Genomic DNA, 26,637 nt, shown 5'->3' with positions numbered 1-26,637 from the left:
ATTCTCACTCAATGGGAGCGGGCATTCCGTGCGTTTCGCCGCGGGCTAACGTCCACTCCAGCGTGTGGCGGGCGTCACACCTGGGTGACTGGAGGGTGCGTGGGTAGCAGGACGAGGTTCGGTAAGAGCCTGACAGCAGTGATGGTGGCCGGTGCGTTGGCTCTCGCGGGCTGTGCGAGTTCGGAGAGCAGCGGCAGTGGCGAGAGCGGCGACACCCGGACCCCGCCCGCGGTGGGATTGGTGGGGGAGCAGGCCGGGGACCCGACTGGTTCGACGCCGCAGCTGACATTCAGCGTGCAGGCCCTCGCGGCCGTCCTGGACCCGGCGAAGACCGCGGCCCGCGGTGGTAGCGGCGGCGACGAGTTGGCGGCCGTCTACGACGTGCTGCTGCGCTACGACGGCGACACCAACGAGTACGAACCGCGACTGGCGGAGTCGTTGACGGGGAACGACGCCGGCACGGTGTGGACGCTGAAGCTGCGCCCGGGAGTGACGTTCAGTGACGGTACGCCGCTCGACGCGAACGCGGTGGTGGCCAGCATCGATCGCTACAACACCAACAAGGGCAACGGCGCCGCGGTGTGGCTCGAGGCTGTCGAATCGACCACCGCGGTGGATCCGCAGACGGTCGAGTTCCGTCTCCGCACGGCGTGGCCGACCTTCCCGTCGATGCTCGCACTCGGCCACGGCATGATCGTCGCCCCCGGTGCCGGTGAGGGCGAGGCCTTCAAGCCGATCGGCGCCGGCCCCTTCGTGATGGAGCGCTACGCGCCCAACGAGGAGCGGATGCTCACCGCGCGTGCCGACTACTGGAACGGCAAGCCGAAGGCCGACAAGCTGAAGTTCGTCGCGCTCAGCGGCTCCCGGGAAAACCTCGAGTCGATGAAGACCGACGGCATCGACATCGGCTTCCTGCGCGGTAACCCGCAGGCCATCTACGACACGATCGACGCCGGCTACCCCGGCTACTTCAGCATCCTCAACAGCGGTGGTGCCGAGTTGGTCAACAACCGCGAGGGACGTCCGGGCGCGGATGTCCGGGTGCGCCGGGCGATCGCGCTGGCGATCGATCCGGAACTGGTCGGTCAGCGCGGCGACAACGGTCTCGGGCTGCCCGGCAAGGCGATGTTCAACGACCTCTCCCGCTGGGCCACGGATGTGGACGGCGTGCCCTTCGACCCGGAGGCCGCCCGCAAGCTGCTCGACGAGGCGAAGGCCGACGGCTACGACGGCACGCTGAACTACATCGTGCTGCAGGAGCCGAGCGAGGCCGCGATCGGCATGGCCGTGCAGTCGCTGCTGCAGGCGGTCGGCTTCACGGTGAACATCATTAACGCCAACAACGCCGGTGACATCGTCAAGCAGGTGTACGTCCAGCGGGACTTCGACATGGCGCACGCCGGTATCGGCCTGTACGAGGCCATTCCGTTCCTGGGACTGCAGACCACCCTGGCCGGGAACTCCACGTCGAACTTCTCCGGATACTCGAATCCGCAGATGGACGCGCTGCTCGGGAAGCTGCAGGCGGCCGACGGCGACGATCAGATCCGCGGTGTGCTGGCCGAGATCCAGACGTTGTGGAACGAGACTGTTCCCAGCGTCCCGGTGAGCTCGGTGATGATCTACGTGGCGTGGCAGGAGAACGTCGGCGGCGTCGTGCCGACCGCGACGGGAATCATGCTGCTCGACAAGGCGGGTCGCAACTGACCCGATGACACGACGAGGCCCGGCGACCGTGGTGTGGTCGCCGGGCCTCGTGGTCGGTGCGTCTACGTCGACGGGCGGAACCGTCGCAGCCGCAGGCTGTTGCTGACGACGAACACACTCGAGAACGCCATCGCGGCACCGGCGAGCATCGGATTCAGCAGACCCGCCGCGGCCAGTGGGATCGCCGCCGCGTTGTAGGCGAAGGCCCAGAACAGGTTGCCCTTGATGGTGCGAAGAGTCCTGCGCGACAACTCGATCGCATCGGCCGCGGACCGCAGGTCGCCGCGGACTAGGGTGATGTCGCTGGCCTCGATCGCGACGTCGGTGCCGGTGCCCATCGCCAGGCCGAGGTCGGCTTGGGCGAGCGCTGCGGCGTCGTTGACGCCGTCGCCGACCATCGCGACGACCTTGCCGCGCGCCTGCAGGTCCTTGACCGCCTCGACCTTGTCGCCGGGCAGGACCTCGGCGATGACGGTGTCGATGCCGACCTGCGCGGCGACGGTGCGGGCCACCGTCTCGTTGTCGCCGGTGAGCAGCACCGGGGTCAGTCCCAGTTCCTTGAAGCGTCGGACCGCATCCGCGCTGGTGTCCTTGATCGCGTCGGCGACGACGAACACGGCGCGCGCCTGTCCGTCCCAGCCGGCTGCGATCGCGGTCTGCCCTCGCCGCTCGGCGTCCTGCTTGGCCTCCGCGAGGTCCGCCGGTAGATGCTGCGACCAGTCGGCGAGCAGGCTCTCGCGTCCGGCGACCACGGCGTGGCCGTCGACGATGCCCTGCACTCCCTTGCCTTCGACGTTGACGAAGTCCTCGACGCCGGGCAGCGTGCCGACGGTATCGGCGGCGCCGGCCGCGAGGGCCTGGGCGATCGGATGCTCGGACGCGTTCTCCAGCGCGCCCACCAGGCGCAGGGCCTGGTCCCGGTCGGTGCCGTCGGCGGTGACGACGTCGACGAGGGTCATCTTGCCGGTGGTGACGGTGCCGGTCTTGTCGAGCACGATGGTGTCGACGCCGCGGGTGGTCTCGAGGACCTCGGGTCCCTTGATGAGCACACCCAGTTGGGCACCGCGGCCGGTGCCGACCAGCAGTGCGGTCGGCGTCGCGAGGCCCAGGGCACACGGGCACGCGATGATGAGCACCGCGACGGCGGCAGTGAACGCCACCTGCAGCGGGTTGCCGGTGCCGATCCAGTAGCCCAGGGCGGCAACGGAAATCGCGATCGCGATGGGGACGAACACCCCAGAGATGCGGTCGGCGAGCCGCTGCACCTCGGCCTTGCCGTTCTGGGCGTCCTCGACGAGGGCTGCCATCTGCGCGAGTTGGGTGTCGCTGCCGATGCGGCGGGCCCGGACCACGAGGCGTCCACCCGCGTTGACGGTGGCGCCGACGACGTCGTCGCCGACGCCGACCTCGACGGGTACCGATTCGCCGGTGAGCATGCTCATGTCGACCGCGGAGCTGCCCTCGACGACGACACCGTCGGTGGCGATCTTCTCGCCGGGGCGGACGACGAATAGGTCGTCGACGCTCAACTGGTCTGCGGGGATGCGGGATTCGACCCCGTCACGGAGCACCGAGACTTCCTTGGCACCCAGCTCGAGGAGGGCCCGCAGCGCGGCGCCGGCGGTGCGCTTGGACTTGGCCTCGAAGTACCGGCCCGCGAGCACGAACGTGATGACCCCGGCCGCGACCTCGAGGTAGATGTTCGCGGCGCCGTCCATCCGGTTGATCGTCAGTTCGAACTCGTGCGTCATGCCGGGGGTGCCGGCGGTGCCGAAGAACAGCGCGTACAGCGACCACGCGAACGCGGCGAACGTGCCCAGCGAGATGAGGGTGTCCATCGTCGCGGCGCCGTGGCGCAGGTTGGTCCACGCAGCGCGGTGGAACGGCAGTCCCGCCCACACGATCACCGGTGCGGCCAGTGCCAGTGAGAGCCACTGCCAGTTGGTGAACTGCAGCGCCGGGATCATCGCCATCGCGATCACAGGAACCGACAGCACGGTCGAGACGATCAGCCGGGTGCGCAGCGCGGTGAGTTCGCGATCGTGAGGGTCCTCGCTGCCCGCGCCGTCGTCCGCCGCGGCGGGGGGAAGGGGCAGGGTCGCGGTGTACCCGGCGCTCTCCACGGCCGTGACGAGATCGTCGGTGCTGACCGAACCGTCGAAGGTCACCTTCGCCTTCTCGGTGGCGTAGTTGACGGTGGCGGTGACGCCCTCGATCTTGTTGAGCTTCTTCTCGACTCGTGCGGCGCACGAGGCGCACGTCATGCCGCCGATCGCGAGTTCGACGGTGCCGTCACGCGTGGTTGCGAGTTCGGTGGTGGTCATCAGTGCCCTCCTTCGTGTCCGTCGGGGCCGACCGGAACGGTGAACTCGGCGGTACGGACGCCTCCTTCGTGCTGGAAGTCGAGGTACAGCCGGTAGGTGCCGGGGCTCGGGGCCTGCGCGTGGAACGTGACGTCGGGTCCGGGGGCGGTGACCCCGTCCCCGGGTTCACCCTCCGGGTGGACGTGCAGGTAGGCGAGGTCGCCGGCGCGCAGTGCGACCAGATGGCCGTACGCGCCGAGGTAGGGGTCGAGGTCGGTGACCGGGACACCGTCTCGTGAGACCGTCAGTGCGAGCGGTCCGCCGGCGGTGGTGAGGTCACCGGTGAGGGTGACGGTGTAGCCGTCGACGCTCGCGGTGTCCGTCGCCGCGGGCAGCGGCGCCGGTTCCAGATCGCCCGCGACGTCGACGTTGCGGCCGAGGGTGAGTTGCGCGGGAGCGCCGGTGGCCTGGAAGTCCGCGAACACCCGGTAGGTGCCGCCGGTGGGCCAGGTCCAGTCGATCGTCCACGTGCCGTCGGCGCCGAGCGTGGGATGGACGTGCCGGAACTCGCTGGTGTCGGAGCGGACGACGATCAGATGGAGCTGCTTCTCGTGCAGGTCGTCGTACGCGGTGACCGGGGCGCCGTCGGCGTCCTCGATGCGGAAGCCGAGCGTGCCGGCCTCGCCGGCGCGGGTGGGCGAGGTGATCTCGCCGAGGGTGTAGCCGTCCTGCGAGACCTGCAGCCCCGCGGGGACTCCCGACGTCGATGTCGTGTCGGCGGCTGCGTGGCCGTCGGTGTGTGTGCTCGTCATGTCGATCGGGCTTCCCGTGACGGCGCCCACGCCGAGGGCAGCGGCGAAGACGACCGCGAGACCCCCGGCGTAGGCGATGAGCGTGGTGGACGTGCGCATCGGATGTCCTAGATCGGCTGTGCGGTGTAGCCGGCTTCCTCGACCGCGGCGGTGATCGCGGAGTCGGGGAGCGGGGCGGCGGAGGTGACCGTGAGGCGGCCCGACGCGAGATCGACGGTGACGTCGGAGACGCCGGCGATCTCGCCGACCTCCTCCTTCACCGAGGAGACGCAGTGTCCGCAGGTCATTCCGGTGACGGTGTACTCGGCGGTGCTCATGGTGATCTCCCTCTGTGTTACCACTACCCCGTGTGGGTATTGACGAACACTTCGAAAGGTACCCCCAGGGGGTATCGAGCGCAAGGTGTCGATTCGAGATGTAGGCCACTTCTGGGCCGAGTCGATGCGCATCGGCGCTGGTTGTGGTTGACTGATGTCGGTCGTAGTTTTTGTGTTTGTGATAGTCCACGCTCGCAAATCCTGAAGTTGCGGGCGGACGAGGTCTCTCCTGAGAGCGACGTAGCCGCCGAGTAACACCGGCCCGGGAACCCCTGACCTGGAGTTTCCCGAGTTTGCACTGTGTAAGAGGAGAGAAAGAAACATGGCAGAAGGCACCGTGAAGTGGTTCAACGCTGAAAAGGGCTTCGGCTTCATCGCGCCCGACGACGGCTCCGCCGACGTCTTCGTCCACTACTCGGCCATTCAGACCAACGGCTTCCGCACCCTGGAAGAGAACCAGCGCGTGCGCTTCGAGGTCGGCCAGGGCAACAAGGGCCCGCAGGCCACCGACGTCACCGCTGTCTGAGCTGACACGGATCTGTCCGGCTGAGCCGGACTGACGCCGAGGACGGGGCCCCACTCCTTCGGGAGTGGGGCCCCGTTCCGTGTGTCCGGGCCCGAATCGTCGCCTCGTCCCCGAATCGGAAGTATGGTTCGGCAACCGCGCCCGCGTGACGGAAGGACCGAGGTGACGCCCTACGAGCCCCGTGCACTCAGCGATCGAGCCGAGATCGGTGACGTGCTCCACCGCTACTACCGCGGCGTCGACCGGCGCGACTGGGGCCTGGTGCGGGAGTGTTTCTTCGACGACGCCCACAACGATTACGCCCCCTTCTACCAGGGCGGCGTCGACGAGTTCATGGACTTCCTCGGTGACCCCGCCGGCTTCGGACTGTTCGACCGGACATTCCACTTCGTGGGGAACATGCTGATCGACCTCGCCGGCGATACGGCCGACACCGAGACCTACGTGATGGCGCAGCACACCAGCGCAGCCGACGCCGGCAATCCCACCCGCAACTTCCTCACCGTGTGGCTGCGGTATCTCGACCGATTCGAGCGCCGCGACGGCCGGTGGGCCATCGCGGACCGGCGGATCGAGGTCGAGTGGATCCGCAACGACGTCGGCGGCAGTTGGATGGACGTGCCCGGTCAGGCGCCGCGGTAGCGCTCGGCGACCTGTGCGTGCCGTTCCGCCCTGCGCAGGCACTCGTCGCGCAGCTCGGGCGGGTCGAGCACGGTGAAGTCGACGTCGAACGCGCTGAGCCAGCGCGCGATGGACTGCAGTGAGTCGCCGCCCAGCGCCACCACGCAGCGGTCGTCCGGGGCGTCCTCGAGGGTGGCCCACGCGGCGTCCACCATCGGGGCGATCTCGTCGATCTCGGCGTGGAGCAGTACGCGCGCGCGGACCTGCGTGACGGCCCGGTCGACGCCGCGGGCCACGAATTCGGCGGCGCCCCCGGGCGGCAGTTCGCGGGGCGTGAATCTGGGCCCGGTCGGGATCTTGGGTTCCATTCGGTCGACCCGGAAGGAGCGCCAGTCGTCGCGCATCGTGTCCCACGCGACCAGGTACCAGCGCTGCCCGGACCGGACGAGCCGATGCGGCTCCACCTCGCGCCGGCTCTCGCTGCCGTCGTGGGTGCGGTAGTCGAACCTCAACCGCTCGTGGTTGTGGCACACGGACGCGATCGCCGACAGCACCGCGGCGTCGACGGCGCTCGGCGCCGGTTCCCGGTGCACGACGTCCACCTGCAGTGATTCGAGGCGGTGCCGCAGCCGCGACGGCATCACCTGCCGCAGCTTGGTCAGCGCCCGCAGTGACGAATCGCCGATCCCGACCACGGATCCGGTGGCACCGGACTGCAGGCCGAGCGCGACGGCGAGGACCTCGTCGTCGTCGAGCAGCAGGGGCGGCATCTCGGCGCCGGCACCGAGTCGGTAACCGCCCCCGACGCCCACCGTCGCATCCACCGGGTAGCCGATGCGACGCAGCTTGTCCACGTCGCGCCGGACGGTGCGTGGCGTGATGTCGAGCCGCTCCGCCAGTTCGTCACCGGACCAGTCCCGGCGGGTCTGGAGCAGGGACAGCAGTCGCAGCAGTCGTGCCGATGTTTCCCGCATGCGTTCGAGCATCCCATCGAAAGCGGACGGTAGGTGTCCGCAATTGCTCCTAGTTTCGTGGCGACAGGGAACGGGCCACTGACACCGGGAGGCAGGAACGATGCACGCGATGATCCGCACGGAGGCGTTGACCAAACGTTTCAAGCAGGGCAAGAACACGGTGGACGCGGTGGTGGGCGTCGAACTCGAGGTGGCCGACGGCGAGCTGGTGGCGCTGCTCGGACCCAACGGTGCGGGCAAGTCGACGACGCTCCGAATGCTGACCACGCTGTTGGCGCCGACGTCAGGTCGGGCGAGTGTCGCGGGCTTCGACGTCACCGTCGACCGCGACGAGGTCCGCCGCCGGATCGGGTATGTGGGGCAGGGCAGCGGGGCCGGCCACAACCAGCGGGTCCGGGACGAACTGGTGACGCAGGGGCAGTGCTACGGCATGGCGAAGGCGGCGTCGGGTGCCCGGGCGGACGAGCTCCTCGAGGCGCTGGAGCTCGCCGACCTGGCCGCGCGGAAGGTGAGCACGCTGTCGGGCGGTCAGCGGAGACGCCTCGACATCGCCCTCGGGCTCGTGCACCGGCCGCCGTTGCTGTTCCTCGACGAGCCGACCACCGGGATGGACCCGCAGAGCCGCGCCAACCTGTGGGAACACATCCTGCGGCTCCGGGCGCAGAGCGGCACGACGATCGTGCTCACGACGCACTACCTCGAGGAGGCCGACGCGATGGCCGAGCGGGTGATCGTGATCGACCGCGGCACGGTGATCGCCGACGACACCGCGACCGCCCTGAAGTCCGATCTCGCGGGGGACCTGCTGACCATCGGGCTCGACGACCCGGCGGCGGCGACCCGGGTCGCGGGGCTTGCGGAAACGCTGGTCACGGTCCGCGGCGTCGAGGTGGCCGGTGCCACCGTGCTGGTCCGGACGAGTCAGGGCGACGTGACCCTGCCGGAGCTGTTGCGGATCGCGGAGGGACACGGCCTGCGGGTCGCGACCGCGGAGATCACCCGCCCCACCCTCGACGACGTCTTCCTCGGCCTGACCGGACGCAGCCTGCGTGAGACGGCCGCCGCGTGAGCGCGTTCCCTTCCACACCACTCGACTTCCAGACCCGAGGAGACCTCTCATGACCGGCATCGTCCGCGACAGCAGCATCGTCATGGCGCGTGAACTGCGACCGACACTGCGCGACCCGGTGAGCGTCGTGTTCAGCCTCGCGCAGCCGCTGATCCTGCTCGCCCTGTTCGGCCCACTGCTGAAGGGCGTGCCCGGGATGGAGGAGGGCGTGTGGAACTGGTTCATCCCCGGTGTGCTGGTGATGATCGCGATCTTCGGCACCTCGATGACCGGCTCGAATCTGCTGATGGAGATGCAGCAGGGCTCGCACGAGCGGATGCTGGTGACGCCGGTGCACCGGTCCTCGTTGCTGATCGGGCGGGCGGCGAAGGAGATGGTTCCCCTTGCCGCGCAGGCCGTCCTGATCATCCTGGTGGCGCTGCCGCTGGGTCTGGACGTCGATCCGCTCGGTGCCCTGGTCGGCATCGTGTTGCTCGGGGTGTTCGGCGTGGGCCTCGGCGCCCTGTCCTACGCGCTCGCGCTGGCGGTGCGGGAGCAGGACTGGATGTTCTGGGTGGTGCAGCAGACGTTGATGTTCCCGATGCTGATCCTGTCGGGCACGATGCTGCCTCTCGACGACGCCCCGGGTTGGATGCGGGCACTCGTCGCGATCAACCCGCTCGGGTACGTCGTCGACGCCGAGCGCGCCCTGTTCGCGGGCGATCTCGCGTCGGGAGCGGTGCTTTCCGGGGTGGTCGCGGCAGTCACCGTCGCGGTCGTCGGACTGGGTGTCGGCGTCCGGTCCGTGCGATAGGCGGAAGTGGCGCCTGAGGTGCGTTTTCGTGACCCCGCGCCGAGCGCCTATTGTTGGAAATTGTGCTTTCCGTCGTCCCACGCCCCGTCACGGTCCGGGCCCCGTCCAAGGTCAACCTGCACCTTGCCGTCGGCGACCTGCGCGAGGACGGCTATCACGAACTCAGCACGGTCTTCCAGGCGCTCTCCCTCAGCGACGACCTCTCGGTGGTGCCCGCGGAGACCCTGACGGTCCGGGTGCGCGGAGAGGGCGCGGCGACGGTCCCGACCGACCACACGAACCTGGTGTGGAAGGCCGCCGAGTTGCTGGCCGCCGAGGCGGGGGTCGCACCCGACGTCGAGATCTCGATCGTCAAGGGCATCCCGGTCGCCGGCGGCATGGCGGGCGGCAGCGCCGACGCGGCCGCGGCGCTGGTGGCCCTCGACCAGCTGTGGGGTCTGGGTCTGAGCCGCGACGAGTTGAGCGGTTTCGCGGCACGCCTGGGCAGCGACGTCCCGTTCTCCCTGCACGGTGGGACCGCGGTCGGCACCGGGCGCGGCGAGAAGCTGCTGCCGGTGCTCTCACGCAACACGTTCCACTGGGTGCTGGCGCTCGCGAAGGGCGGGCTGTCGACGCCGACGGTGTTCCGCGAACTCGATCGGCTCCGCGCGGAGGGCGATCCGCCGCGGGTAGGTGACGTCGCGGACCTGATGCGCGCGCTCGCGACCGGTGACGCGGCCGCGTTGGCGCCACTGCTCGGCAACGACCTGCAGGCGGCGGCGCTGTCGCTGGCCCCCGATCTTCGTCGCACCCTGCGCGCCGGCGTCACCGCGGGCGCACTGGCCGGGATCGTGTCGGGTTCCGGCCCGACGTGCGCGTTCCTGTGCGAGGACGCCGACGCCGCGGTCGCGGTGGGGGCCGAACTCTCGGGTGCGGGAGTGTGCCGCACCGTACGCGTCGCGAGCGGGCCCGTCCCCGGCGCACGCGTGATCGATCCCGAGCCGGAAGAAGGCAGCCACTGATGGCGAATTTGATCAATCTCGAACAGGTTTCGAAGTCCTTCGGCGTCAAGCCGCTGCTCGACTCCGTCTCGCTCGGCGTGCAGGAGGGCGAGCGAATCGGCGTCGTCGGCCTCAACGGTGGCGGCAAGACCACGATGCTCGAGGTGCTCGCCGGTCTCGAGGAGCCCGACTCCGGCCGGGTCAGCCGGGTCGGCGGTCTGCGGATGGCGGTCGTCACCCAGCGCGGCGTCCTGCCCGAGGGCTCGACGGTCGGCGACGTGGTTCTCGGACCGCTCGGCGTCGCGGACCACGAGTGGGCGGGCGACGCGCGGATCCGCAGCATCCTCGCGGGGATCGGCATCGACAACCTCGGCCTGGACGCCAAGGTCGACGGACTCTCCGGTGGTGAGCGGCGGCGGGTGGCGCTGGCGGCAGCGCTGGTGCAGGATCTCGATCTGCTGGTGCTCGACGAGCCCACCAACCACCTCGACGTCGAGGGCGTGCAGTGGCTCGCCGAGCATCTCGTCGCGCGGCGTTCGGCGCTGGTCGTCGTCACCCACGATCGCTGGTTCCTCGACACCATCGCCAACCGCACGTGGGAAGTGGTGGGCGGCAAGGTCGAAAGCTACGAGGGTGGCTACAACGACTGGATCTTCGCCCGCGCCGAACGGTCCCGGCAGGCCGACGCCGCCGAGGAGCGCCGGCAGAACCTGGCGCGCAAGGAACTCGCGTGGCTGCGGCGCGGCCCGCAGGCCCGCACCTCCAAGCCCAAGTACCGGGTCGAGGCGGCCGAGGCGCTCATCGCCGATGTCCCCGCGCCACGCGACAGCATCGCGCTCGCATCGTTCGCGAAGCGGCGCCTGGGCCGGGTCGTCATCGAACTCGAGGACGCCAAGCTGACCACCCCGGACGGCCGCGAACTGGTCCACGACCTCACGTGGCGGCTCGCCCCGGGTGAGCGCGTCGGCCTGGTCGGCGTCAACGGCTCCGGCAAGACGACGCTGCTGCGCACCCTCGCGGGCGAACTGGAACCGGCGACCGGCAAGCGGATCCAGGGTCAGACGGTGAAGATCGGCTGGCTGCGCCAGGAACTCGACGACCTGCCCACCGACATGCGGGTGCTCGACGCCGTCAAGGATGTCGCGGAGCGGATCACGCTGGGCGACAAGGAGGTCTCGGCCGGCCAGCTCGCCGAGCGGCTCGGTTTCGCCCCGGCCCGTCAGCGCACCCCGGTCGGTGACCTGTCCGGTGGCGAGCGCCGTCGCCTGCAGCTGACCCGCGTGCTGATGGCCGAGCCGAACGTCCTGTTGCTCGACGAGCCCACCAACGACCTCGACATCGACACCCTGCAGCAGCTCGAGGATCTTCTCGACGGTTGGGCGGGCACGATGGTCGTCATCTCCCACGACCGGTACCTGATCGAGCGCATCTGCGACACCACGTGGGCGTTGTTCGGGGACGGCAAGCTGACCAACCTGCCCGGTGGGATCGAGGAGTACCTGCGGCGGCGCGCGGTGCTGGCACAGAAGCCGGAGAACGTGGCGCAGTCGGTGGCGTCCACGGCCGGGGCGTCCGGGCCGAAGGTGGCCCGGGACGGCGCCGCCGATCGGGCGGCCCGCAAGGAACTGTCCCGGCTCGAGCGGGCGGTCGCCAAGCTCGACGACCGCGAGGCGAAACTGCACGCCCAGCTCGCGGAGGCGGCCACCGATCCGGCGAAGCTGATGGCCCTCGACGCGGAGCTCAAGCAGGTGGTGGCCGAGAAGGAGGCCGCGGAGGAGCAGTGGATGGAGCTCGCGGCCGAGTTCGACTGAGGCGCGGCGATGTAGCTGCCCGGCAACGATAATCGCACTACGGACCCCAAAAGTCCGTGGTGACGGTTAGCCTGCACTTGTACCGTACGGGTTCGGGCGGAGGGCGGGCAGCGTGGATCTGGAGGCGATTGCCGAGATCAGTCGGCTCAAGTACCGGTACGTGCGTGCCCTCGACACCAAGTCGTGGGTCGACTTCGCGGACACCCTCCTGCCCGAGGCCACGGCCACGTACGCCGAGCATCTCCGATTCGATTCGCGGGATGCATTCGTATCGTTCCTGCAGGACACTCTCGGTCCGCACGTGATCACCGAGCACCACTGCGGCCATCCGGAGATCGACGTGCACGGGGACACCGCGACGGGGATCTGGTACCTGTCCGACACCGTCGTGGTGCCCGGCGACCAGATGATGATGCACGGCGCGGCCTTCTACCAGGACAGCTACCGGCGGGATGCCGCCGGCCGGTGGAAGATCGCGCAGACCTCGTACGAGCGCACCTACGAGTCGGTGTACTCGCTCGCGGACATGCCGAGTTTCCGCCTCACGTCGAACCGGTGGGCCCTGATCGGGTCGCCGCCGTCCGGAACGGCGTCCGGGATCGTGCCGTGACGGATCTTCCTGCCGCAGGGGCCCTGCCGTATCTCACGGTGCGCGGGGCGGTGCAGGCGATCGAGTGGTACCGAAAGGCGTTCGGTGCCCAGTTGGTGGGCGAACCGATCGTGATGGACGACGGCCGGATCGGGCACGCCGAACTACGACTGCAGTCCGGGATGATCTATCTGGCCGAGGAGTTCCCGGAGATGGGGCTCAGCGCACCGGAATCGGGTGCCACGTCGGTGAGTCTGATGCTGCCCGTCGACGACACCGACCTGGTGCTCGAACGTGCCCACGACGCCGGCGGCACGGTGGAGCGGTGGATCTCGGAGAACCACGGCCGCCGCAACGCGACGCTGATCGACCCGTTCGGGCATCGCTGGATGCTGTCCGGCCCGATCAAGGAGTGACGACTAGGGTTCGGCGTATGTCCGCCAAGCAGACCCGTGCGTCGTATCCGGACACCCGTAGCTGGATCCGAGCCATTCCCGGTGCATCGGCCACTGCCCCCACGACCGGTCTCCCCATGCCCGGCGCTGCGGCAGGCGCGGCGCTGCCCGCCGATCCGATGGCGCTGTTCGTGGACTGGCTCGAGGAGGCCGTCGAGGCCGGGGTGGTCGAACCGCACGTCGCGACGCTGTCGACGGTGGACGAGGCCGGCGCACCCGACGCCCGCACTCTGTTGCTGAAGGACGTCACTGAGGCCGGTTGGTGGTTCTCGTCGGACCGGCGTTCGCCCAAGGCGCGGCAGTTGGACGCTGATCCGGTTGCCGCGCTGACCTTCTACTGGCGGGAGCAGGGCCGTCAGGTGCGGGTGCGGGGTCCGGTCGTGCGCGGTGAGGCGGAGGTGAGCGCACGCGACTTCCGGGAACGGTCCGTGACGGCGCGTGCGGTGGCCGCGGCCAGTCGGCAGAGCGAGATCCTCACCGATGTCGGCGAGTACGACGCCGCGGTGCGGGCGTCGGTGGCCGAGGTGGAGGCCGATCCGTCCTACGTCGAGGACACCTGGCAGGCTTGGCGTCTGGTCCCGGAGACGGTGGAGTTCTGGCACGCCGATCCGGGCCGCCGGCACCTGCGGGTGCGGTACCGGCGCAGCCTGGAAGTCGAGGGCGTGGGCTGGGTCCGTGACGCGCTGTGGCCGTGAACCGATCGAGAAGAACATAAGGAGGTCCGGTGACGTCGTTCATCCAGACCCGGGTACACGGAAACGTCGCGGAGATCGTGCTCGATCGCCCGAGGGCACTCAACGCCTTGGATGCGAGCATGATCCGGGACATACATGCGGCACTGGTGCAGTGGCGGGACGACGACGCCATCGCGGCGGTGCTGGTGACCAGTTCGTCGGACCGGGCATTCTGCGCCGGTGGCGACATCAAGTCGGTGCGGCAGTCCGCACTGGACCGTGACCACAATGCCGTCCACAAGTTCTTCTCCACCGAGTACGAACTCAATGCGCTCATCGCGAACTATCCCAAGCCGTATGTTGCGCTGATCGACGGGCACGCGATGGGCGGCGGCCTCGGCATCTCGGTGCACGGGTCGGTGCGTGTGGTGACCGAGAAGGCCGTGCTCGCGATGCCCGAGACCGCGATCGGCTTCTTCCCCGATGTCGGGGCCAGCTACTTCCTGCCCCGGCTGACCGGCGCTACGGGCATGTACCTGGGCCTGACCGGTGCCCGCGCCTCCGCCGCCGATGCCGTCGTCACCGGACTGGCCACCCACTTCGTGCCCAGCGACAAGCTCGGCGCCCTCGCCGACGAGATCCGAGCCGGGAGCGGCGGGGATCTGGACGGCGTGCTCGCCCGCTACAGCGTCGACGCGCCGGCGTCGGAGCTGAAGGAGCAGCTCGGCGAGATCGACCGGGTCTTCGGGTCGGGCAGTGTCACCGACATGATCGCGCGGCTGACCGGCGACGACGAGTGGTCCAAGCAGACTCGTGAGGCGCTCACGACGCTGGCTCCCAGCAGCCTGTGGATCACCGCGGAGTTGGTGCGCCGGGGTGCGGGGCTGACGCTGCAGCAGTGCCTGGCGCTCGAACTGGTCCTCGGTGCCGAGGTCACCCGCAACGCCGACTTCGTCGAGGGTGTGCGCGCGGTGCTGGTCGACAAGGACCGCACGCCGTCGTGGAATCCGCCGTCGATCGACGACATCGATGCCGAGGCGATCGAGGCGTTGTTCACGGAGATCACGGCCGACCTGGCGGACTAGCTGCGGTCAGTGGGCTGCCGGCAGGTCGATCCGCAGCCGGGCGCCGCCGAGTGGACTGTCGGTCAGCTCGGCGGTGCCCCGGTGCAGCGCTGCCTGCTGCGCGATCAGGGCCAGCCCCAGCCCGGAGCCGTCGGGGTGCGCGGACACGCCTCGTGCGAAGCGCTCGAACGCCGTTGTCCGCTCGTCCTCCGGGACGCCGATGCCGTTGTCGTCGACGGTGATCGTGACTGCGTGCGTGGTCCCGGCGACGGTGATCTCGATGCGGTCGGCGCGCCCGTGCCGGTCGGCATTCGCGATCGCGTTCTCGAGCACCATCCGGAGACCCGACGGCAGCCCGCGCATCGGTAGCGTCGGCGGGGCGGTCAGTGTGATCGCCACGTGAGGCAGGCGTCGGGACGATTCCTGCACGCAGCGGTCCGCGAGCTCCACGAGATCGATGTCCTCGTGATCGGCGACGTCGGACAACTCGCCCACCGCCAGACTCTCGAGGTCGGTGAGGGTGGCATCGATCTGCCGTTCGGTGGCGCGTAGTTCGCAAAGGATCTCGGTGCGCTGTTCGTCGGTGAGCGGCATGGTCGCGAGTACCTCGAGATCGGTGCGCATCGAGGTGAGCGGCGTGCGCAGTTCGTGGGCGGAGACGGCCGCGAAGTCGCGGGCCGCGCCGAGTGCTTCCCGGGTCCGATTCTGGGCCTTGCCTATCCGGTCGAGCATGTGCCGGATCGCGTCGCCGAGTTCTTCCGCTTCGCGGGCACCGCGGATGTCGGGGAGCGCCGCGGGCAACTCGTCTCCCACCGTGTGGGTGGCGGCGGCGAGGCGCTGCAGTGGCCGTACCGCCCGCCCGGCGAGGAGCCAGCCGAGTCCGGCGGCGACCGCGATCGCGGCGGCGGCGACCGCGGCGACCTGCCACTGCTGTTCCCGGATGGCGCGGCTGAGTGCGTCCTCGGGAACCGACACGGCGACCACCTGGCCGACCGCTCCGCCGATCGGAACGTCCTTCGCCCGCACGGAGGTACCGTCGATCGTCGTCGTGCGGACCGGCTCGGGTTCGGTGGCCGTCACCGAGGGGACGGTGCCGACGTCGGGGGAACCCATCGCAGGGCTGGTCTCGCTCGCTGCGGTGACCTGCGAGGCGACACTGAGGGACACCGCGTCGAGGGTGCGGTCGAGTTGGTCGGATTCGTTGACGCGCAGGAACACTGCGAAAGCCGCCCCGATCGCGACGATGACGATGGCGGCGGCCAGTCCGGAGACCAGTGCGACCCGGGTCCGCAGCGACAGCGAGGATCGGCGGGCCGTCACGGCTGTTCCCGCAGCACGAAGCCGACACCGCGGACGGTGTGGAGTACTCGCGGCATTCCGTTCGCCTCCAGCTTCTTCCGCAGGTAGGTCACGAAGACGTCGACGACGTTGGTGTCGGCGTCGAAGTCGTAGCCCCATACCAACTCCAGCAGACGCACCCGGCTCAGCACGATGCCGGCGTTCTCCGCGAGCACCGCCAGCAGATCGAATTCCCGTTTCGTGAGTTCGACCCGCGTGCCGCCCATGTGGACCCGCCGTCCCGGCAGGTCCACCTCGAGCGGTCCCACCGTGATGGTGCCGGCGGGCGCCGGGGTGCGCGGTGCGCGGCGCAGCAGCGCTCGTAGCCGGGCCACCAGTTCGCCGAGCTCGAAGGGTTTGGTGAGGTAGTCGTCGGCGCCGGCCTCGAGTCCCGCGATCCGGTCGCCGACTGTGCTGCGCGCGCTGAGCACACAGATCGGGACGTCGTTGCCCATCGCCCGCAGTGCGGTCACGACACTGACCCCGTCGAGTCCAGGCATGTTGACGTCGAGAACGATCGCATCCGGGCACGACGCGGCGACTGCCCCCAACGCGGTGGCCCCGTCCGCCGCGGTCTCCAGTTGGAATCCGGACAGTCGGAGCCCCCGCGTGAGGGAGGACAGGACCTTGACGTCGTCGTCGACGAGCAGGATGCGGGCGTTATCGGTCACTCGATCCATAGTGCCCGTCCTCGAGGCGTGCTCAGCAGGCGCGCGCTGTGATCATCACCGCGTCGGTGCTGTCGGTGCTGTCGGTGCTGTCGGTCGGCTCCGCGACTGCGGGTGCGGGGTCGACCGAGATCGCCGCGGTCATCTCGGACGCGGGGATGGACTCCGTGGATGCGACGGCGTCGGTGCCGACGGTGCCGTTCTCGGCTCCCTCGTCCTTCAGCTTCTGGATCTCCTCGTCCGACAGGTTCTCGGTCGAGCAGGCTGCGGTGACTTCCGCGGCGGGAGTCGAGACGGCGACCGGTTCGCCGCCGGGAAGGGCGTTCTGTGCCCACGCGACGCCGGGGACGGCCAGGGCGCCGACCGCGGCGATGCTCGCGGCGGCGACGGCGACCTTGCGGCGGCTGACATTGCGGATGAGGGACTTGGTCATGGTCGGACTCCTCGTTCGGTGTCGGAGCCCCGGCGGCCCCGACACCGACCAAGCTACGAGCGCAGAACTCGGTATCCGTTGGCGAAGTCTTAGGGATTGGTGAGGGATTCACACCCCGCCGATTTCGAGTTCGGCGGCCAGCTCGCGCAGTGCCGGGAGCGGGTCGCCGGCCATCGGTAGCGCCTGGATCGCGACGTGGTCGGCTCCGGCATCGAGGTGTGCGGTGAGCCGCGGGGCGATCGTGGCCGCATCGCCGTGCGCGACCAGGGCGTCGATCACCCGGTCGCTGCCGCCGTCGTCGAGTTCCTCGGTTGGGAAACCGAGGCGCTCGAGGTTGCGGCGGTAGTTGCGCAGGTGCAGGTACGGGTTCTCGACGGCGTCGCGGCCGATCGTCCGAGCGGATTCGACGTCGGTGCTCAGCACAATCTTCTGCTCGGGCGCGAGCAGCGCGTCCGGGCCGAGGATCTCCCGTGCCTGCCGGGTGTGCTCCGGCGGCGTCAGGTACGGGTGGGCGCCGGCGGATCGGTCGGCAGCCAGTTTCAGGACCTTCGGGCCGAGTGCCGCAAGGACGCGCCGGTTCTTCGGGACGCCCGCGTCGTCGAGGACGTCGAGGTAGCGGACGAGGGCGTCGTACGGCTTCTCGACTCCCATGCCGGGCACCTCGGGGTGTCCGACGCCGATGCCGAGGACGAAGCGTCCGGGATGGCGGGACTCGATGCGCTGGTAGGACTTCGCGATCTCGTCGGCCGGGGCGGAGAAGATGTTGACGATGCCGGTTGCGACGGTGATCTTCTCGGTGCCGGCGATCAGATCCTCGATCACCTGCAGGTCGGCGGGCGGGGAGCCGCCGGCCCAGATCGCGCCGTAACCGAGTCGTTCGATCTCGGCGCCCACCTCGGGTTGCAGCCCGAAGGCGTGGCGCCAGACGCCGAACTTTCCGTACGAAGGGGTATCTGCCGTGTCGTGTGTGACCGCTGCCATACCGGGTCCAACCGGACCGGTCGGTGGATCATTCCGCTGTGATCGCCTTCGACTGCTGCGCGGACTGCTTCTGGATGCGCAGCCACACCGCGAAACCCCACAGCACGAAGCCCGCGTAGACGAGATACAGGATCGCGGACGGGTAGAAGCCGCCGCTGAAGAGCAGCGGCACGCCGACGGCATCGACCCCGATCCAGATCAGCCAGAACTCGGTCCAGCCGCGGGCCATGCCGTAGGTGGCGAGGATCGAGCCGGTGAAGATCCAGGCGTCGGGCCACGGGCCCCATGAGCCGAGCGCCTCGAACACCTTCGCGAACACGACGGTGCCGACGATCATCGTCGCGATCATCCCGACCCGCGCGCGAGTCGATGCCCAGTGGGGGAGCACCGCCTTGCCGGAGTCGTGCCGCGACTGCAGCCAGCGCGTCCAGCCGTACACGCTCACCGTGATGAACAGCAGCTGGCGGCCGGCCTGCCCGTACAGGTTGAGGTCCTGCGGGGTGTGGAACACGGCGCCCATGAAGACCGTGAACAGCAGCGCGTTGCCGATGATGCCCACTGGCCACGCCCACACGACGCGCTTCATCCCGCCGATCGCCGACGCGATACCGAACGCGTTCCCGATGATCTCGCGCCACAGGATGACGGCCCCGCCGAGGTGCAGTTCGGCGTCGAAGAGGGCGGTCAGGGGATTCACTGCACCAGTTCTACTCGCAGCGGTTCACGGGCTGTCAGGCGGTGGCCATTGCGGACTCCCGGACGGACTTCATGGCGCGCGTCCACGGCACCAGCTGGTCGAGGACCGGGGCGAGCGAGGCGGCCTGCAGTTCGGTCGGGGCGAAGGTGGAGAAGTTCTCGAAGTCGGTGAACAGCGAGAACATTCCGGTCTTCTGCACGTGTGCGACCTGGAGCTCGGAAAGCATGCCGCGCAGGTGCTCGACGGCCCGGACCCCGAAGGCGGAGCCGTAGCTGACGATGCCGGCGGCCTTGTTCGCGAACTCGGCATTCAGGTACGAGATGGCGTTCGCCAGTGCTGGCGTCACGGAGTGGTTGTACTCGCCGGTGACGAAGATGTAGCCGTCGAACTCGGCGATCTTGGCGGACCAGTTCTTGGTGTGCTCGTGCTGGTAGTTCTGCATGCCGGCGGGGTAGGGCTCGTCGAGGACCGGCAGGGCGTAGTCGGCGATGTCGACCAGTTCGTAGTCGGCGTCGCCGCGCTGCTGGGCCTGTGTCAGTACCCACTCGGCGACCTGGCGGTTGACGCGGCCGGGGCGGGTGGATCCGGTGATGACGGCGATCTTGAGCATGGATGTCTCCTCGGTTCGGCTCCGATCAATGTAGTTGACGATTCAACTACATTTGGATGACTCCATCGTGTGCCGATGTGGTTGAAATGTCAACCAGTCGCGGGGTGAGCTCGGCTACTGATCGCCGGCGGCGACGAGCGCCTCGAGCGTGAGCTCCGGCATCTCCTTCTGGATGTACTGCAGGCGCCACTTGTCGCTGAACAGTGCCAGCAGGACGCCGTCGGTGCGCGTGAACACCTCCACGCCGCGCTGACGGCCCAGCTCGACGGCGGACTCGGCATCGGTGCGGCGGCACAGGGCGTAGCCCAGCGGCTCCATCCGGGCCTCGACGTTGAACTCGGCCTTCATGCGGGCCGCAACCACCTCGAACTGCATGGGACCGACTGCCGCCATGACGGGGGACGCGTCGCCGCGGATGTCGTTGCGCAGGATCTGCACGACACCCTCGGACTCGAGCTGGTCGACGGCCCGGCGGAACTGCTTGTACTTGCTGGCGCTCTCGGCGCGCAGCACCGAGAAGTGCTCGGGCGCGAACGACGGGATCGGCGGGAACTCCACCTTCTTTTCGCTGAACAGCGTGTGGCCGGGCGCGAGTGCGTTGGCGTTGACCAGGCCGACGATGTCGCCGGGGTACGCGCTCTCGACCGTGTTGCGGTCGCGGCCGAACACCGTCAACGCGTACTTGGTGGTGAACGGCTTGCCGGTCTGGGCGTGCGTGACGACCATGCCGCGCTCGAACACTCCGGACACTACGCGCATGAACGCCAGGCGGTCGCGGTGCGCGGTGTCCATGCCGGCCTGCACCTTGAACACGACGGCACTGAACGGGTCGGTGACCTCGCGCGGCTTGTCGGTGATGTCCAGGCGCTCCCGCGGCGGCGGCGCGAGCGCGATGAGGGCGTCGAGGATCTGCCGGACACCGAAGTTGAGCATCGCGGACGCGAAGATCACCGGTGACGTCTGCCCGGCGAGGAACAGTTCCTGGTCGTGGTCCTGGCCGGTCGCGGAGAGCAGTTCGCTCTCCTCGGCGGCGGTCGCCCACTCGTCACCCTCGCGTTCGAGCGCCTGATCGGGCGTCATCCGCTCCTCGGGCGCGATCTTCGCGCCACCGGCGGTGCGGGTGAAGCGGACGTACTCGCTCGCGGTGCCGTCCTCGCCTCGCCGCAGCAGTCCGCGGAAGTCGCCGGCGATACCGACCGGCCAGTACAGCGGGGTCGGGGTGAGGTTGATGCGTTCGTCGATCTCGTCGAGCAGTTCCAGCGGGGTGCGACCCGGGCGGTCCCACTTGTTGATCACGGTGATGACCGGGATGCCGCGGTGACGGCACACCTGGAACAGCTTCAGGGTCTGCGGCTCGAGGCCCTTGGCGGCGTCGATGAGCATGACGGCCGCGTCGACGGCGGTCAGCACCCGGTAGGTGTCCTCGGAGAAGTCGGAGTGACCGGGCGTGTCGACGAGGTTGATGACGTTGATCTGGTCGTCGGGGGCCTCGTCGGAGTGGTAGTTGAACTGCAGGGCCGTCGACGACACCGAGATGCCGCGCGCCTTCTCCATCTCCATCCAGTCCGACACCGTGGCCTTGCGGCCGGCCTTGCCGTGCACGGCACCGGCCTCGGAGATCTTCTTCGCGTGCAACGCGAGGGCCTCGGTGAGCGTGGACTTACCGGCGTCGGGGTGTGCGATGACCGCGAACGTGCGACGTCGCGCGACCTCGGACTTCAGGGACTTGGGGACGGCTCCCGTGGTGGACGCCGTCTCGGCGGTGGTGAGCTCGGCCGAGTCGGGCGCGCTGTTCAACGGTGAACCTCTCGAGAGTCGGTATTCGGGCCGCTACCAGGGTACTCGGGAGGTGGCGGGCGGTAACAGGTCGGCACCGCTTGCGGATATACGTGTCGGGTACCGGGTGGTGCAGTCGTAATGTCCCGACAGGGACCGGCAGGAGTTTGCGATGAGCAAGTTCACCGACGAGATGTATGCCACGGCCGCGACGTGTGCGCAGGCCCTGATCACTGGTGAGCCCGACTCGCCGCTGCGCCAGGAGTGGGGCGAGGTCCACGCGATCGCGCGCCGCATGGCCGGCGCGCTCGCCGCCGCCGGGATCGGGCATGGAGACGCGATCGGGGTCCTCGCCGGGATGCCGGTCGACATCGCCCCGGCCTGTCAGGCGACCTGGATGCGGGGCGCGTCGGTGACGATGCTGCACCAGCCGACGCCGCGCACCGATCTGCAGGTGTGGGCGCAGGACACCGAGGCGATCATCTCGATGATCGAGGCGACTGCGGTGATCGTCGGGTCGCCATTCGAGGCGGCGGTCCCGTTACTCGTCGAGCGGGGGATCGGCGTCGTGACCATCGAACAGATGCGCGCGGGAACCGACATCGACCCGGTCGAGACGGCCGAGGACGACATTGCGTTGCAGCAGTTGACGTCCGGGTCCACGGGCTCGCCGAAGGCCGTGCAGCTCACGCACGGCAACTTCTACGCCAACGCCTACGCGATGATCGATCGAGTCAAGGTCAACCCCGACCGCGACGTCATGATCAGTTGGCTGCCACTGTTCCACGACATGGGCATGATCGGATTCCTCACCGTCCCGATGCAGATCGGTGCCACCACGGTCCAGATCACCCCGCTCGACTTCCTGAAATCGCCGCTGCTGTGGGCGGAGCTGATGGGGAAGTATCGTGGAACCGTCACCGCGGCACCGAACTTCGCGTATTCCCTGCTGGCCCGCAGGTTGGCGCAGGCTCCCGACCGCGAGTACGACCTGTCGAGCATGCGGTGTCTGCTCAACGGGGCCGAACCGGTCGACCCGGACACGATGATCGCGCTCACCGAGGCCGGCGCCCGATTCGGCCTCGATCCGTTGGCGCTGGCTCCGACGTACGGCATGGCCGAGGTGACGCTCGCGGTCTCGGTGCCCGAACCCGGGCAGGGCATGGTGCTCGACCGTATCGACCCGGACCTGCTCGAGGCCGGCGGAATGGCGGTGCGCTCCAACCGAAGCAACGCGCGGCCCCTCCCCACGCTCGGACCGCTGGTTCCCGGTCTCGAGGGTCGGGTGGTCGCACGGGACGGATTGGAACTGCCGCGCCGGGCCGTCGGCGTCATCGAACTGCGCGGAAAGTCAGTCACCCCAGGCTATCTCACCGTCGACGGCCCCGTGGCGACGCAGGACGCCGACGGCTGGATCAACACCGGCGACATCGGCTACTTCACCGAGGACGGGCTGGTCGTGGTCTGCGGTCGCGTCAAGGACGTCATCATCATGGGGGGTCGCAACATCTATCCCACCGACATCGAGCGTGCCGCCGGTTCGGTCGCGGGTGTGCGCCCCGGCAATGCGGTCGCGATCCGACTTGACGCCGGTGACAAGCGGGAGAGTTTCGCAGTTGCGGTGGAGACCAACGCAATCGACGATGAGGACGAGGTCAGACGCATCGAGCGGGAGGTCGCGCACGCCGTGGTCTCCGAGGTCGGCGTCCGCCCCCGCACCGTCGCGGTCCTGGGACCGGGGTCGATCCCGAAGACGTCGTCGGGCAAGCTGCGGCGGTCGAGTTCGATCAGTCTGCTCTGACGGACCGCTTTGCCGCACCGGGGGTGCTGTGCAATCCTGTCCGGACCGATCGGCAGGGGACCGGCCGGTGGGGGAATCGGCGCAGGGGGAACTGTTCGATGCTGGTGGACCAGGGGATTCTGCGTGCCTTCGCGCGCGAGACCGCGGAGACGTCGGAGACGATCGCGGGTACGGATCTGCGTGAACCGATCGTCTCGGGGACCGCCGGCATGCCGGGGTCGACCTCGGAGTGGGCGGCACGAATGGTGAGCGACTTCCTCTCGGCATCAGGGCGCACCCTCGCCGACGGTTACGGCGCACTCGCGGCGACGGCATCCGGCAACGCCGAGTCCTACGAAGTCTCCGACGAGGACTTCGCGTCGTCGGTCGAGAAGGTGCTGCCCGCATCATGATCCCGTCACGAACCCGCCTGTCGTCGTGGAACTTCGACGCTCTCGTTCCCGGACAACGGACGCTGCGGGAGCGCGGCGTCCGAGTGGAGGACGCCGCGGTGTCCATCGAGGGCCGGTGCAACGACCTGCCCGAGATCCGGGCGTGGGACGGCGTCGCGCAGGCCGCCGCGGCCGACGCATTCGGACGGGCGAAGCGGAAAGCCGCCGACGTCCACGATCTGGCGTCCGCCCTCGCCGATGCCATGGAACAGGGGTTCCATGCGTTGACTGCGGCCAAGAGCTCACTCCTGAACCGGGTTGCCGAACTCGAGGCGGGACCGTTCGAGGTGTCCGATCGTTGGGTGGTGACGCTGAAGCCGAGCGAGATGTCGGCGGAAGCGGCGGTCGAGTTGATCGCACAGCGGAATTCAGAGCAGCTGGATCTGAACCCGCTGGTGACGGCGGTCGGACGGGTCGATGACGAGTTGTCGGATGCGTTGCGTGCGGCGGCGGCGAAGCACGGGCACATCGAGCCCGAACTGGGGGTCTTCGAGACTGTTGCGGGCCTCGGTGAGCCGCAGTCGGACATTCCGATGAATGCCGGAATCCCGCTACTCGACTATCAGCAGCAGGAACGGGATCTCGACGCCGCCGTGACCGTCGCCCGCACCGAGTTGTCGGTCAACGATCAGGGTGAGAAGACGAAGACGGTTTTCATGCAGGACGGCGGCCGGAAGGTATTCACCGAGTCCAGCACCTTCGCCGGTTCGTGGCAGGAGCGTCCGATGCTGATCCAGGAGGACTTCGACCCCGACGGCACTCGCGTGGCGACCACGAAGACGTACGAGTCCGACACCGGCGGCAAGGTCACATCCATCACCTACGAGGACCGGACCCGCGTCGAGAGCACCGAGTACAGGGACGGCCGGGTGCGAACCATGGTCTACCCGGAAGGGAAGGAGCCGCAGGAGATCCCACCGGACAGCGAGTTCTTCACGCACCCGGTACTGACCACCGCCGGAGGCGCCCTGTCGGCCGTCGAAACACACACGGGCAACGCGATGAAGAATGCGATACCGCATGTCGCGGCCGATACCCTCGAGAACCTGCACTACGGAGCGAAATTCGGCGGACCGGCGCTCGCCGTCGGTACGGCACTCTGGGATGTCTATGCCGCGGACTCGCCGGAAGCGAAGTGCCAGGCGGCAATCGCTGGGGCCGCTGGGACCGCGGGTGGTTGGGCGGGTGGTGCCAGCATGGGTGCTGCTTTCGGGCCAGTGGGCGCTGCTGTGGGGGGTTCCGGTGGTGCATGGTTCTTTGGATGGTTGGGAACTGAGTTGGGGAAGGCGGTGTGCTACTGATGGATTCTCAACGGATCCGTGCGGGCTCCAATGTTCCGCCAGGCTGGGATTACTCGCGAAAGATGCGTTGGCTCTCAATCGCAGGTTTGGTGATGGCGGCATCCATGGCGCTGCTGTGGGCGTGGCAGACCGTCACCGCTGTTGCTGATAGCAGATTCGGATACCTCTGGTTCTATCTGCCCGCGTTTCTCGGAGTTGCGCTCATGTGCGTGCCAGGCATCGAGGTGATCAGCGCACGCATGAGAACCAGAGCCAGTCGTGCATCGATCGCGCGGGATTCGGGAGGAACGATCGTATCGGGGAACAGGCTGTCGACCTGGACCCTTCCGGGCTCCCTCCTCGCTGGCGCGGTTGCCTGTGTAGTCTTCTCCATCGGAATGTTCACCGGCGCTTACACATTTCCGATGACTTCCGGTCAACAGCTGTTCTTTCCCTGCGTTGTCGGAGCAATGGGATTGTGGTTCGTGATCTATGGCGCGCTCCTCGCGACCGGTCAGCTGCAGCATCCTTGCATCGTCTGCACGCCTGAGGAACTCAGGGTACGACGGGGAATCGAGACGCAGTCGGTCGCGTGGGACCGGATCGAGTCGCTGGAGGCAATCAGTCTCCTTGAGTACCAGCGAAACTCCGCGATCAGGATCAGTTTGAGAACGGGGGACAGTCCTTCGGTGGACAAGCACTACCGCGGCCCGTTCGCGAGTGTGCTGAAGTCGCCGCCGACGATCACGATCAAGGCTGACCAGTTCGATGTCGGTGCGGTGCCGTTGTACTGGTTCCTCCGCTACTACCTCGAGCATCCGGAGGACCGCCAGGAACTGGCCGACGGTCGTGCCGTCGACCGGCTCCTGGGCGGCGCTCTGACGGCCTGAATCAGGCTGCAGCGAGGACGGGTTCGACGATTCGCTCCGCGACGGCCCGGCGGATCGCGGTGGGGATCTGTGCCTCGTGGGCGCGTCTGGCTGCGACGGCGAGTCGGTCGGCGGTCTCGTTCAGCAGGTGCCCGTTGTGCCCGCGCACCCAGGAGAACCGCACGGATCGACCGGTCAGCGAGTGCCGGATCCGGTCGACGACCGCGATGGCCTCCCCGTCACGCGGCAGTGACCGAGCGGACGGCAGGACCCCGAGGTACTGCAGTGCGGCCCGACTGTCGGTGAGAATGTGGAGGCGACGGTCGGTGAACCGGTCGATCGCGAGTTCGATTGCAAGCAGCTCGCCCGTGACCACCGTCTTGACGTTCGGAACCATTCGCTGATGACGGCCGCCTTCTTCGCTCACGCAGGCCACGCCGACACCCCGGCGGCGTGACTTGGAGGCGTCGGTGGCGACGGTCAACTCCGGCAACGCCGCGATCCGCAGGCGTTCGAGTTCTTCGTGGGCAGCGGTCCGTGCGCCGGCGTCGGCATCGAGGGCGTCGAGGCCCGTCCGCGAGAGGTCTGCGACGGCGCCGCGCGCCACCCCGGCCATGGTGACCGACGGGAACGCGTCGAGGACGTAGGCAATCTCCTTGCGGAGGGTGTTGTCGGTGACGTGGAGCAGGATGGGCTCCGCGCCGGCGGCCGAGAGGTCGAGGAGGAACGAGAACGCGTCGAGCGCGGCCGCGAAGTACGACGCTTCGGTCGCGTCCTCGCGGATGAACAGGCGCGTGTGGGTTTCGGCGTCCGACTGCCACACGGCGACTGCGCGGGCGACGCCGCCGTCGAGGCCGCGGTTCTTGCGGGCGTGAATCACAGCAAGCAAGGGCTTCTCCTTACGTTCGGGAACACGAACAGAATGCCCGGCCGGTACGACAAATTGCGGTCAACCTTTGATAATCGGGGTTATCGCCCAGTTCATTGCGGCAACTGTCTGGAAGATCGGTCGGATCGGATAGATTGCGTCAGGCGGCCGTCGATCGGGCCGGCTCGAG

27 protein-coding genes are annotated in these 26,637 nt (G+C 68.6%); 15 read left to right on the top strand and 12 right to left on the bottom strand.

The genetic code is table 11. The features are described 5' to 3' along the window. Positions 1–99: 99 nt before the first annotated feature. Entirely contained in the window at positions 100–1,707 is a 1,608-nt protein-coding gene (locus IJ15_RS0119760) for an ABC transporter substrate-binding protein (protein ID WP_031940072.1), read from the top strand. A gap of 62 nt (positions 1,708–1,769) precedes the next feature. On the opposite strand, the gene IJ15_RS0119755 is transcribed toward IJ15_RS0119760, so the two are convergent. Genes IJ15_RS0119755 through IJ15_RS0119745 form a run of 3 tightly spaced genes read right to left on the bottom strand, consistent with a single transcriptional unit; the run spans position 1,770 to position 5,139 of the window. Then, positions 1,770–4,031 (bottom strand): heavy metal translocating P-type ATPase, encoded by a 2,262-nt coding sequence (locus IJ15_RS0119755; protein ID WP_031940071.1) that lies wholly within the window; start codon positions 4,029–4,031, stop codon positions 1,770–1,772. Beyond that, entirely contained in the window at positions 4,031–4,921 is an 891-nt protein-coding gene (locus tag IJ15_RS0119750; RefSeq protein WP_031940070.1) for a hypothetical protein, read from the bottom strand. The genes IJ15_RS0119755 and IJ15_RS0119750 overlap by 1 nt, the downstream gene beginning before the upstream one ends. An 8-nt stretch (positions 4,922–4,929) precedes the next feature. Continuing rightward, a complete protein-coding gene (locus IJ15_RS0119745; protein ID WP_031940069.1) occupies positions 4,930–5,139 on the bottom strand; it encodes a heavy-metal-associated domain-containing protein in 210 nt (69 codons plus the stop codon). A gap of 322 nt (positions 5,140–5,461) precedes the next feature. On the opposite strand from IJ15_RS0119745, the gene cspE reads away from it, so the two are divergent. Together cspE and IJ15_RS0119735 are read left to right on the top strand one after the other, a co-directional pair. Continuing rightward, positions 5,462–5,665, top strand: coding sequence for a transcription antiterminator/RNA stability regulator CspE (cspE, locus tag IJ15_RS0119740; protein ID WP_031940068.1), 204 nt, complete (start codon positions 5,462–5,464; stop codon positions 5,663–5,665). A gap of 162 nt (positions 5,666–5,827) precedes the next feature. Next, positions 5,828–6,307 (top strand): nuclear transport factor 2 family protein, encoded by a 480-nt coding sequence (locus IJ15_RS0119735; RefSeq protein ID WP_231569600.1) that lies wholly within the window; start codon positions 5,828–5,830, stop codon positions 6,305–6,307. Here the strand turns inward: IJ15_RS0119735 and IJ15_RS0119730 are convergent. Continuing rightward, a complete protein-coding gene (locus IJ15_RS0119730; RefSeq protein WP_031940066.1) occupies positions 6,292–7,260 on the bottom strand; it encodes a helix-turn-helix transcriptional regulator in 969 nt (322 codons plus the stop codon). The genes IJ15_RS0119735 and IJ15_RS0119730 overlap by 16 nt on opposite strands. A 109-nt stretch (positions 7,261–7,369) precedes the next feature. Between IJ15_RS0119730 and IJ15_RS0119725 the strand changes: the two genes are divergently transcribed. The 8 genes from IJ15_RS0119725 to IJ15_RS0119690 all read left to right on the top strand — a co-directional run bounded on the left by IJ15_RS0119725 (position 7,370) and on the right by IJ15_RS0119690 (position 14,716). Then, a complete protein-coding gene (locus IJ15_RS0119725; protein WP_031940065.1) occupies positions 7,370–8,329 on the top strand; it encodes an ATP-binding cassette domain-containing protein in 960 nt (319 codons plus the stop codon). Positions 8,330–8,378: 49 nt separating this feature from the next. Next, positions 8,379–9,122, top strand: coding sequence for an ABC transporter permease (locus tag IJ15_RS0119720; RefSeq protein ID WP_031940064.1), 744 nt, complete (start codon positions 8,379–8,381; stop codon positions 9,120–9,122). A gap of 62 nt (positions 9,123–9,184) precedes the next feature. Continuing rightward, entirely contained in the window at positions 9,185–10,123 is a 939-nt protein-coding gene (locus IJ15_RS0119715) for a 4-(cytidine 5'-diphospho)-2-C-methyl-D-erythritol kinase (RefSeq protein WP_031940063.1), read from the top strand. Beyond that, the gene (locus IJ15_RS0119710) at positions 10,123–11,913 is read left to right on the top strand and encodes an ABC-F family ATP-binding cassette domain-containing protein (protein WP_031940062.1); all 1,791 of its coding nucleotides are present in this window, start codon (positions 10,123–10,125) and stop codon (positions 11,911–11,913) included. Before IJ15_RS0119715 ends, IJ15_RS0119710 begins: the two co-directional genes overlap by 1 nt. A 112-nt stretch (positions 11,914–12,025) precedes the next feature. Beyond that, entirely contained in the window at positions 12,026–12,523 is a 498-nt protein-coding gene (locus IJ15_RS0119705; protein ID WP_031940061.1) for a nuclear transport factor 2 family protein, read from the top strand. Further along, on the top strand, positions 12,520–12,918 hold the full coding sequence (locus IJ15_RS0119700; RefSeq protein ID WP_031940060.1) for a VOC family protein: 399 nt from the start codon (positions 12,520–12,522) through the stop codon (positions 12,916–12,918). The genes IJ15_RS0119705 and IJ15_RS0119700 overlap by 4 nt, the downstream gene beginning before the upstream one ends. A gap of 17 nt (positions 12,919–12,935) precedes the next feature. After that, the gene (locus IJ15_RS0119695) at positions 12,936–13,652 is read left to right on the top strand and encodes a pyridoxine/pyridoxamine 5'-phosphate oxidase (protein WP_031940059.1); all 717 of its coding nucleotides are present in this window, start codon (positions 12,936–12,938) and stop codon (positions 13,650–13,652) included. A 29-nt stretch (positions 13,653–13,681) separates the two neighbouring features. Then, the gene (locus tag IJ15_RS0119690; RefSeq protein ID WP_031940058.1) at positions 13,682–14,716 is read left to right on the top strand and encodes an enoyl-CoA hydratase/isomerase family protein; all 1,035 of its coding nucleotides are present in this window, start codon (positions 13,682–13,684) and stop codon (positions 14,714–14,716) included. Between the two features lie 6 nt (positions 14,717–14,722). Here IJ15_RS0119690 and IJ15_RS0119685 read toward each other — a convergent pair whose 3' ends face one another. The 7 genes from IJ15_RS0119685 to IJ15_RS0119655 all read right to left on the bottom strand — a co-directional run bounded on the left by IJ15_RS0119685 (position 14,723) and on the right by IJ15_RS0119655 (position 21,219). Next, positions 14,723–16,015, bottom strand: a complete 1,293-nt coding sequence (locus IJ15_RS0119685) for a HAMP domain-containing sensor histidine kinase (protein ID WP_031940057.1) — start codon at positions 16,013–16,015, stop codon at positions 14,723–14,725. Next, entirely contained in the window at positions 16,012–16,713 is a 702-nt protein-coding gene (locus IJ15_RS0119680) for a response regulator transcription factor (RefSeq protein ID WP_031940056.1), read from the bottom strand. The genes IJ15_RS0119685 and IJ15_RS0119680 overlap by 4 nt, the downstream gene beginning before the upstream one ends. A 22-nt stretch (positions 16,714–16,735) precedes the next feature. Continuing rightward, positions 16,736–17,134 (bottom strand): hypothetical protein, encoded by a 399-nt coding sequence (locus IJ15_RS0119675; protein WP_031940055.1) that lies wholly within the window; start codon positions 17,132–17,134, stop codon positions 16,736–16,738. Between the two features lie 108 nt (positions 17,135–17,242). Then, positions 17,243–18,115 carry an LLM class F420-dependent oxidoreductase gene (locus IJ15_RS0119670; RefSeq protein WP_031940054.1) on the bottom strand — a complete coding sequence of 291 codons (873 nt, stop codon included), beginning with the start codon at positions 18,113–18,115 and terminating at the stop codon, positions 17,243–17,245. A 28-nt stretch (positions 18,116–18,143) separates the two neighbouring features. Continuing rightward, positions 18,144–18,812: a nicotinamide riboside transporter PnuC gene (gene pnuC, locus IJ15_RS0119665; protein WP_031940053.1), complete on the bottom strand. Its 669-nt coding sequence runs from the start codon at positions 18,810–18,812 to the stop codon at positions 18,144–18,146. A 34-nt stretch (positions 18,813–18,846) separates the two neighbouring features. Beyond that, complete coding sequence (locus tag IJ15_RS0119660) at positions 18,847–19,422, bottom strand: NADPH-dependent FMN reductase (RefSeq protein ID WP_031940052.1); 576 nt, start codon at positions 19,420–19,422, stop codon at positions 18,847–18,849. 114 nt (positions 19,423–19,536) lie between these two features. After that, positions 19,537–21,219 carry a peptide chain release factor 3 gene (locus IJ15_RS0119655; protein ID WP_031940051.1) on the bottom strand — a complete coding sequence of 561 codons (1,683 nt, stop codon included), beginning with the start codon at positions 21,217–21,219 and terminating at the stop codon, positions 19,537–19,539. A 151-nt stretch (positions 21,220–21,370) separates the two neighbouring features. Here IJ15_RS0119655 and IJ15_RS0119650 point away from each other — a divergent pair, with 151 nt between their 5' ends. From IJ15_RS0119650 to IJ15_RS26165, 4 genes are all read left to right on the top strand, one after another. Next, positions 21,371–22,999 carry a fatty acyl-AMP ligase gene (locus tag IJ15_RS0119650; RefSeq protein ID WP_031940050.1) on the top strand — a complete coding sequence of 543 codons (1,629 nt, stop codon included), beginning with the start codon at positions 21,371–21,373 and terminating at the stop codon, positions 22,997–22,999. Positions 23,000–23,097: 98 nt separating this feature from the next. Next, entirely contained in the window at positions 23,098–23,391 is a 294-nt protein-coding gene (locus tag IJ15_RS24915) for a hypothetical protein (protein WP_037135733.1), read from the top strand. Then, positions 23,388–24,731 carry a hypothetical protein gene (locus tag IJ15_RS0119640; RefSeq protein ID WP_031940049.1) on the top strand — a complete coding sequence of 448 codons (1,344 nt, stop codon included), beginning with the start codon at positions 23,388–23,390 and terminating at the stop codon, positions 24,729–24,731. The genes IJ15_RS24915 and IJ15_RS0119640 overlap by 4 nt, the downstream gene beginning before the upstream one ends. Before the next feature lie 92 nt (positions 24,732–24,823). Beyond that, on the top strand, positions 24,824–25,600 hold the full coding sequence (locus tag IJ15_RS26165; RefSeq protein ID WP_156112166.1) for a hypothetical protein: 777 nt from the start codon (positions 24,824–24,826) through the stop codon (positions 25,598–25,600). A gap of 1 nt (position 25,601) precedes the next feature. Here IJ15_RS26165 and IJ15_RS25315 read toward each other — a convergent pair whose 3' ends face one another. Continuing rightward, entirely contained in the window at positions 25,602–26,459 is an 858-nt protein-coding gene (locus IJ15_RS25315; RefSeq protein WP_051919251.1) for an RNase H family protein, read from the bottom strand. Positions 26,460–26,637: the final 178 nt, after the last annotated feature.

The sequence above is a fragment of the Prescottella defluvii genome (assembly GCF_000738775.1).
GTDB lineage: Bacteria > Actinomycetota > Actinomycetes > Mycobacteriales > Mycobacteriaceae > Prescottella > Prescottella defluvii.
This window is presented reverse-complemented; position numbering and strand designations above follow the sequence as displayed.